The organism is Mesorhizobium sp. M7A.F.Ca.ET.027.03.2.1, assembly GCF_003999175.1.
Classification (GTDB): Bacteria; Pseudomonadota; Alphaproteobacteria; order Rhizobiales; family Rhizobiaceae; genus Mesorhizobium.
This window is the reverse complement of the sequence record NZ_RZOM01000309.1, coordinates 1-5,942: the sequence shown is the minus strand read 5'-3', so window position 1 is coordinate 5,942 and position 5,942 is coordinate 1. Positions and strand designations below refer to the sequence as shown.

At 64.0% G+C, this 5,942-nt stretch carries 6 protein-coding genes; 2 read left to right on the top strand and 4 right to left on the bottom strand.

Translation table 11 applies throughout. The features are described from left to right. Positions 1 to 2: 2 nt before the first annotated feature. Positions 3 to 1,280, bottom strand: coding sequence for a phosphoribosylamine--glycine ligase (gene purD, locus EN750_RS15470; RefSeq protein ID WP_127396941.1), 1,278 nt, complete (start codon positions 1,278 to 1,280; stop codon positions 3 to 5). 157 nt (positions 1,281 to 1,437) lie between these two features. Further along, positions 1,438 to 2,253: a phytanoyl-CoA dioxygenase family protein gene (locus EN750_RS15465; RefSeq protein ID WP_127396940.1), complete on the bottom strand. Its 816-nt coding sequence runs from the start codon at positions 2,251 to 2,253 to the stop codon at positions 1,438 to 1,440. A gap of 88 nt (positions 2,254 to 2,341) precedes the next feature. Between EN750_RS15465 and EN750_RS15460 the strand changes: the two genes are divergently transcribed. Together EN750_RS15460 and ubiA are read left to right on the top strand one after the other, a co-directional pair. Beyond that, a complete protein-coding gene (locus EN750_RS15460; protein WP_127396939.1) occupies positions 2,342 to 3,253 on the top strand; it encodes a LysR family transcriptional regulator in 912 nt (303 codons plus the stop codon). A gap of 68 nt (positions 3,254 to 3,321) precedes the next feature. Continuing rightward, on the top strand, positions 3,322 to 4,305 hold the full coding sequence (gene ubiA / locus EN750_RS15455) for a 4-hydroxybenzoate octaprenyltransferase (RefSeq protein WP_164874018.1): 984 nt from the start codon (positions 3,322 to 3,324) through the stop codon (positions 4,303 to 4,305). 207 nt (positions 4,306 to 4,512) lie between these two features. Here the strand turns inward: ubiA and EN750_RS15450 are convergent, their stop codons facing one another. Continuing rightward, positions 4,513 to 5,079 (bottom strand): DUF6101 family protein, encoded by a 567-nt coding sequence (locus EN750_RS15450; RefSeq protein WP_127396937.1) that lies wholly within the window; start codon positions 5,077 to 5,079, stop codon positions 4,513 to 4,515. 186 nt (positions 5,080 to 5,265) lie between these two features. After that, positions 5,266 to 5,942, bottom strand: a 677-nt coding sequence (locus EN750_RS15445; protein ID WP_281062302.1) for an FAD-linked oxidase C-terminal domain-containing protein, incomplete at its 5' end; no start/stop codon positions are given.

Genomic DNA, 5,942 nt, shown 5'->3' with positions numbered 1-5,942 from the left:
CTTCAGGTTCCCTGTTCGCGCGCTACGGCCTGCCAGCCGATATCGCGGCGGCAGAACCCGTCCGGCCAATCGATGCGGTCAAGCGCGGCATAGGCTCGTTTCTGTGCCTCGCCGACCGTGGCGCCTGATGCCGTCACGTTGAGGACGCGGCCGCCATTGGCAACCAGCGCGCCGCCATTGATGGCGGTACCGGCGTGGAAGATCTGGACGCCGTCGCTCGCCGCGTCTTCGACGCCGCGGATGACCGAGCCTTTTTCCGGCGTGCCGGGATAGCCTCTCGCCGCCATTACTACAGTGAGCGCGGCCTCGTCGCGCCAGCGCACCGAAGTATGCGCAAGCTGGCCGTCGGTCGCCGCATTGAGCAGGACCAGCAGATCATCCTTCAGCCGCATCATCAGCACTTGGCATTCCGGATCGCCGAAACGGGTGTTGTATTCGATCAACTTCGGTCCCTTGTCGGTGATCATCAGCCCGGCAAACAGCACGCCGGAGAACGGCGCGCCCAGTTCGGCCATGCCGCGCATGGTCGGCTCGATGATCTCGCGCATGGTGCGCTCGACCAGTTCCGGCGTCATCACCGGTGCCGGCGAATAGGCGCCCATGCCACCGGTGTTGGGACCGGTGTCGCCGTCGCCGACGCGCTTGTGGTCCTGCGCGGTACCGAAGGGCAGTGCGGTGGTGCCGTCGCAGAGGCAGAAGAAACTCGCCTCCTCGCCGGTCATGAACTCCTCGACCACAACTTCCGCGCCGGCGGCGCCGAAGGAACCGTCGAAGCAGGCATCGAGTGCTGCCTGTGCTTCACTGGGCGTCATGGCGACGGTGACGCCCTTGCCGGCAGCGAGCCCGTCGGCCTTGATGACGATCGGTGCTCCGGTCTTTTCGACATAGGCCTTGGCCGAGGCCAGGTCACTGAAACGGCCATAGGCGGCGGTCGGGATGTTGTAGCGGGCGCAGAGATCCTTGGTGAAACCTTTCGATCCTTCCAGCTGTGCGGCAGCCTTGGAGGGTCCGAAGACGCGAATGCCTTGCGCGCGCAGATCGTCGGCAATGCCGACGACCAGCGGCCCCTCCGGGCCGACCACGACGAGGTCGATTTTTTTCTCCCGGCAGAACGCGGCCACGGCGGCATGGTCGGCTAAATCCAGCTTCACCAGCTCAGCCTCGCTGCCGATGCCCGGATTGCCGGGAGCCGCATAGAGCTTTGTCAGCAGCGGTGATGCGGCGATCTTCCAGGCGAGCGCATGTTCGCGGCCGCCGGAGCCGAGAAGAAGAACGTTCATGGCCACCTCTTGATGCCGACTATCCGTTAGAGCACCCGCTATTGCTCTCTGGGCGACGGGTCAAGGCATCCGGGCGCATTGATGGGAATTGCGCACGGGAACGTTACCCCAGCCGAAAATCGGCGGCGCACATCGGCGTCGATTTTCTGGCCTCGCTTCAGCCCTGGTAGACCACCGGAAACCAGTCCTCGCGCAGCCTCTCGCCCGGCTGCATGCCGTGGCCATGATAGGGCGGCGAGGTGCGGCCCGGCCGCTCGACATAGCGCGCATCGTCACCCACCCAGCGCAGCGACAGCGCCCGGCGCCGCGCCGCGGTCAGGTTGCCGCGCGCGCCATGCGCGGTCCTGAAGTCGAACAGGATGGCGTCGCCCGGCTCCATTTCCCATTCGAGCACCTTCATCGACGGATCCTTGTCGGGATCTGGCACCGGCAGATAGTCGCCCTCGCCGGCATAGAAATTGCTGTCGTCGAGCCAGCGCACTGGCAGGATCATCTTGTCCCATTTGTGCGAGCCGGCGATCAGGCGCAGCGTCGCCTCCTTCACCGGGTCGATGGGAATCCAGAAGCTCACGGTCTGCTGGCCATCGACGAAGTAATAGGGGATGTCCTGATGCCAGGGCGTCGGCTTCTGCGTACCCGGTTCCTTGACCAGCACATGATCGTGGAAGAACTGCGCGGTGCGCGACTGCATCACCGCGGCCGCCAGTTCGGCGGCCGGTGATTCCCGCACAACCTCGACGAATTCGGGAATGCGCTCCCAGTTGCAGTAGTCATCGAAGAAACTGCCGCGGCCGTTGGCGATGTCGGATGCGGTGACGCTGCGGTTCTGCATGTTGCGTTCGATGCCGGCGGCAATCGTGTCGACCCAGCCCTTGAAGGCGCCGCGAATGCAGACAGCGCCGTCACGCTGATAGTCGGCAATCGTGGACGCGCCGATCATGGTGGCGTCGATGGTGGCAGTCTGGGAAGCCATGGCGTTCTCCTCTGGAATGAAGCCACTATCGCAACACCTCTTCATTCGGTAAAATAATAACTTTCGATCCGACATATAGAGTGCCTCTATGAGTGTGACTCTCACGCAGCTGCGCTACCTGGTTGCCGTGGCGCGTCACGGCAGCGTCACCGGCGCGGCAAAGATGCTGAACGTCTCTCAGCCGTCGATTTCGGTGGCGATCGACGCGGTCGAAAAGAATTTCGGCCAGAAGCTGTTCGTCCGCCAGCGCGGAAGCGGCGTGTCGCCGACATCGTTCGGCCGCGCCGTCGTGGCCAAGGCAAGACAGGTTCTCACCGAAACGGAAGAACTCGTCGGCCTGGGTTCAAGCAAATCGGCTGTCAGCGGGGAACTCGTGCTGGGATGCTTCGAGGACCTGGCGCCGTTCTTCGCGCCGGCCCTGCTCCGCGCCTTCTCCGAACGCTATCCAGCCGTCAAGGTCGTCGTTCGCGACGAGACGTTCGAGACGCTGGGACGACGGCTGGGTGATGCGGCCATCGATCTCGGCCTGACTTATGATCTCAGCCTGCCGACGCATTTCGCCCGCATCCTGCTGCGCGAACTTCGCCCGCACGCGCTGTTGCCGGCAGGCCATGCCCTGGCGGACCGGCCAACGGTCAGCCTTGCCGATCTGGCCGCCTATCCGCTGATCACGACGGACCAGCCGCACAGCTGGCAGCACATGCTCGACCTGTTCCGCAGCCGCGGCCTTTCGCCGGTGGCCGATATGACGACAAGCTCGTTCGAACTGCAGCGTAGCATGGTCGCCAACGGCTTCGGCGTCGCGGTCAGCTATACCCGCCCGCACGGCGACCGCAGCTATGACGGCCTGCCGCTCATCTGCAAGCCGCTGTCCGATCCGCTGCCCATGCAGCGGATCCTGCTGACCTATGACACGCATCAGCGTGTGTCGAATGCAGCGCTGGCCTTCGTCGAGGTGGCCAGGGACTGGTTCGCTACCCGCGACATCTTTGCCTCGTGAAAGGCTGACGGGCACCACTCTCCCGCTTGCCGCTTGACGGTTTCTGCCGCTGCTGCCACTCCATGGACATGGAAAATATCCAGTCGAAAGCGGCCCAGGGCCGTGTCGCCGATGCGCCGAACGGCCATTGGGTCTACCGCGTGCTGCCGCACTCGATTTGGCCCTATGCGCAGCTTGCTCGATGGGACAGGCCGATCGGCTGGCAGTTGCTGCTGTGGCCGTGCTGGTGGTCGGCGGCCTTGGCGGCAAGCGCCTATCCGCGTCCGGGCGACCCGCTGCTCTCACTGCTGCCGGCACCAGTGTATCTCCTGCTGTTCCTGGTCGGGGCCATAGCCATGCGCGGCGCCGGCTGCACCTACAACGACCTCGTCGACGAGGACATCGACAGCCAGGTGGAGCGCACGCGCTCGCGACCGTTGCCGTCGGGCAAGGCGACGCGCCGGCGGGCATGGCTGTTTCTCGTCCTGCAGGCCCTGGTCGGCCTCGTCGTGCTCATCCAGTTCAACAGCTTCGCCGTCCTGCTCGGCATCTGCTCACTGGCGGTCATCGCCATCTATCCATTCATGAAGCGGATAACCAACTGGCCGCAACTGGTGCTTGGCCTTGCCTTTTCCTGGGGCGCGCTGATGGGATGGGCGGTCGAGTTCGGCGATCTCGATGGGCCTGCCATCATGCTTTATATCGGCTCGATCCTGTGGGTGATCGGCTACGACACGATCTACGCACATCAGGACAAGGAAGATGACGCCATTGTCGGCGTGCGCTCGACGGCACGCCTGTTTGGCGATAACACCAAATCGTGGCTGGCCGGGCTTTACGGCGGCGCGCTGATCTGCTTCGCCATCGCCTTCGCGTCGGCGCAAGCGCCGGTGGTGGCGCTGGCCGGACTGATCGCCGCCGGCGCCCATATGGCCCGACAGATCGCCGTGTTGGACATCGACAATCCGGACCAATGCCTGCGGCTGTTCAGGTCGAACAACCAGGTCGGCTGGCTGATCTTCCTTGGTCTGATCGGCGGCGCTGTGTGGGTGGCGCTGAAGCCGCTGGTTTAGTCTTCCTTCTCCCCGTCACTATACGGGGAGAAGGTGGCGGCAGCCGGATGAGGGGCAGCGCCGACCTTGGAGGGGAGGCAAGAGATTCATCGGCGACACAACGCATACCCAACTAAGTCTTAAAGTCGTGGCCAAACACTTAGGTCAGCGCTGCCCCTCATCGCCCTGCCGGGCACTTCTCCCCGTATAGGGACGGGGAGAAGAAGGCTAATCCCTCGAAATGATCTCCTGGCCGTCGATGACCAGCCTGAGACCGAGGGCGCCGGCCCTGCGGCGAGCGAGGAAACGCGGGCGGCGCGTGTTCGAAATCCGCCCCTTGCGCCGGTCCTGCGGCGGCAGCGTCTTGATGGCGGCACCGAGCGATTCTTCCAGGGTGCGGGCAACGCCGTCCGATTCGATCAGCAGCATCGGCAGACGGTAAGCGTCGGCCCAGGCGCGCCAGTCGGCGGCGACATCGTCGAGATCGTCGGCCACCAGCAGCGGCACCGACAGCATCGGGTCGTTTTGCAGGAGTTCCAGGGTCACCGTGACATTGCCGTCCGGGTCTTCCATGGCGCGGGCGGCAACGCCGCGGAACGCATTGGAGGGCAGAACGATGATCGCGGGCAGGCCGCTCATCTCGAGCAAGCGGCGGATCACGGCGCCGCGCTGGTCGATGGTGAAGGTTACATCGCCGTAGTCGTCGCGAGTCGCGTAGCTCACCACTTGCGGCAGGCGAAATGGGTCGAGACGCATGTTGCGTCCCGCCCAGACTGGCTTCAGTCCGGTGTTCATAGAGTGGCCTTCCTGTCTGTCTCCTGAGAGCCGGTGTCCGGTTCTCTCCGGGCCGGTTTTTCCAGCCTCGTTTGTATTGAGACAGTAGCGCGGGCTCCTTACCGCCCCGCTTAAGAAAGTCGGTTAAATTTTGCTGATCTCAGGGATGGTTATCGGAATCCCACCAGCCGCAACTTGTCGAAAGGTTCAGATAACCTTACCCGGATTCATGATGCCGGCCGGGTCGAAAGCGGCCTTCACCCTTCGCATCAGATCGATCGCCATTGGCGGCGCGGTGGCGATCAGTTCGTCGCGCTTCAACTGGCCGATGCCATGCTCGGCCGAGATCGAACCGTGCAGGCTGCGCACCACACCGTGCACCGCCTTGTTCATGGGGTGATAGAGAGCGAGGAACGCCTCATCGTCGCCGTCGACTGGCCGCGAAATGTTGTAGTGGAGATTGCCGTCGCCCATATGACCGAAGCAGACCACGCGGGCGCCTGCACTTACCGACGCCACGGCGCCGGCGGCTTCTTCGATGAAGCGCGGGATCGATGCAATAGGCACCGAAATGTCGTGCTTAATCGAGGCGCCTTCCGGCTTCTGCGCCTCGGGCAGCAGCTCGCGGAAATTCCAGAAGGCATCCCCCTGCCCGAGGCTCGCCGCAATGACGGCGTCGCCGACGAATTCCTGTTCAAGGCCGGCCGAGAGCACGTCCTCGATCAACGCCCGCGAATCCTCCGACGAACGGCCTGATGAAATCTGCATCAGCACATACCACGGCCAGTCCTCGATCAGCGGCCGCACCACGCCCTGGGCATGCGCCAGCGTGAAATCATATGGCCGTCTGCCGATCAGTTCGAAAGCGGTGAGTGCTGCCCCGG

Bases quoted from the DNA above. Each gene is read 5' to 3' on its own strand.
- purD (WP_127396941.1), bottom strand. From the start codon at position 1,280: ATGAACGTTCTTCTTCTCGGCTCCGGCGGCCGCGAACATGCGCTCGCC.
- ubiA (WP_164874018.1), top strand. From the start codon at position 3,322: ATGGAAAATATCCAGTCGAAAGCGGCCCAGGGCCGTGTCGCCGATGCG.
- EN750_RS15465 (WP_127396940.1), bottom strand. From the start codon at position 2,253: ATGGCTTCCCAGACTGCCACCATCGACGCCACCATGATCGGCGCGTCC.
- EN750_RS15460 (WP_127396939.1), top strand. From the start codon at position 2,342: ATGAGTGTGACTCTCACGCAGCTGCGCTACCTGGTTGCCGTGGCGCGT.
- EN750_RS15450 (WP_127396937.1), bottom strand. From the start codon at position 5,079: ATGAACACCGGACTGAAGCCAGTCTGGGCGGGACGCAACATGCGTCTC.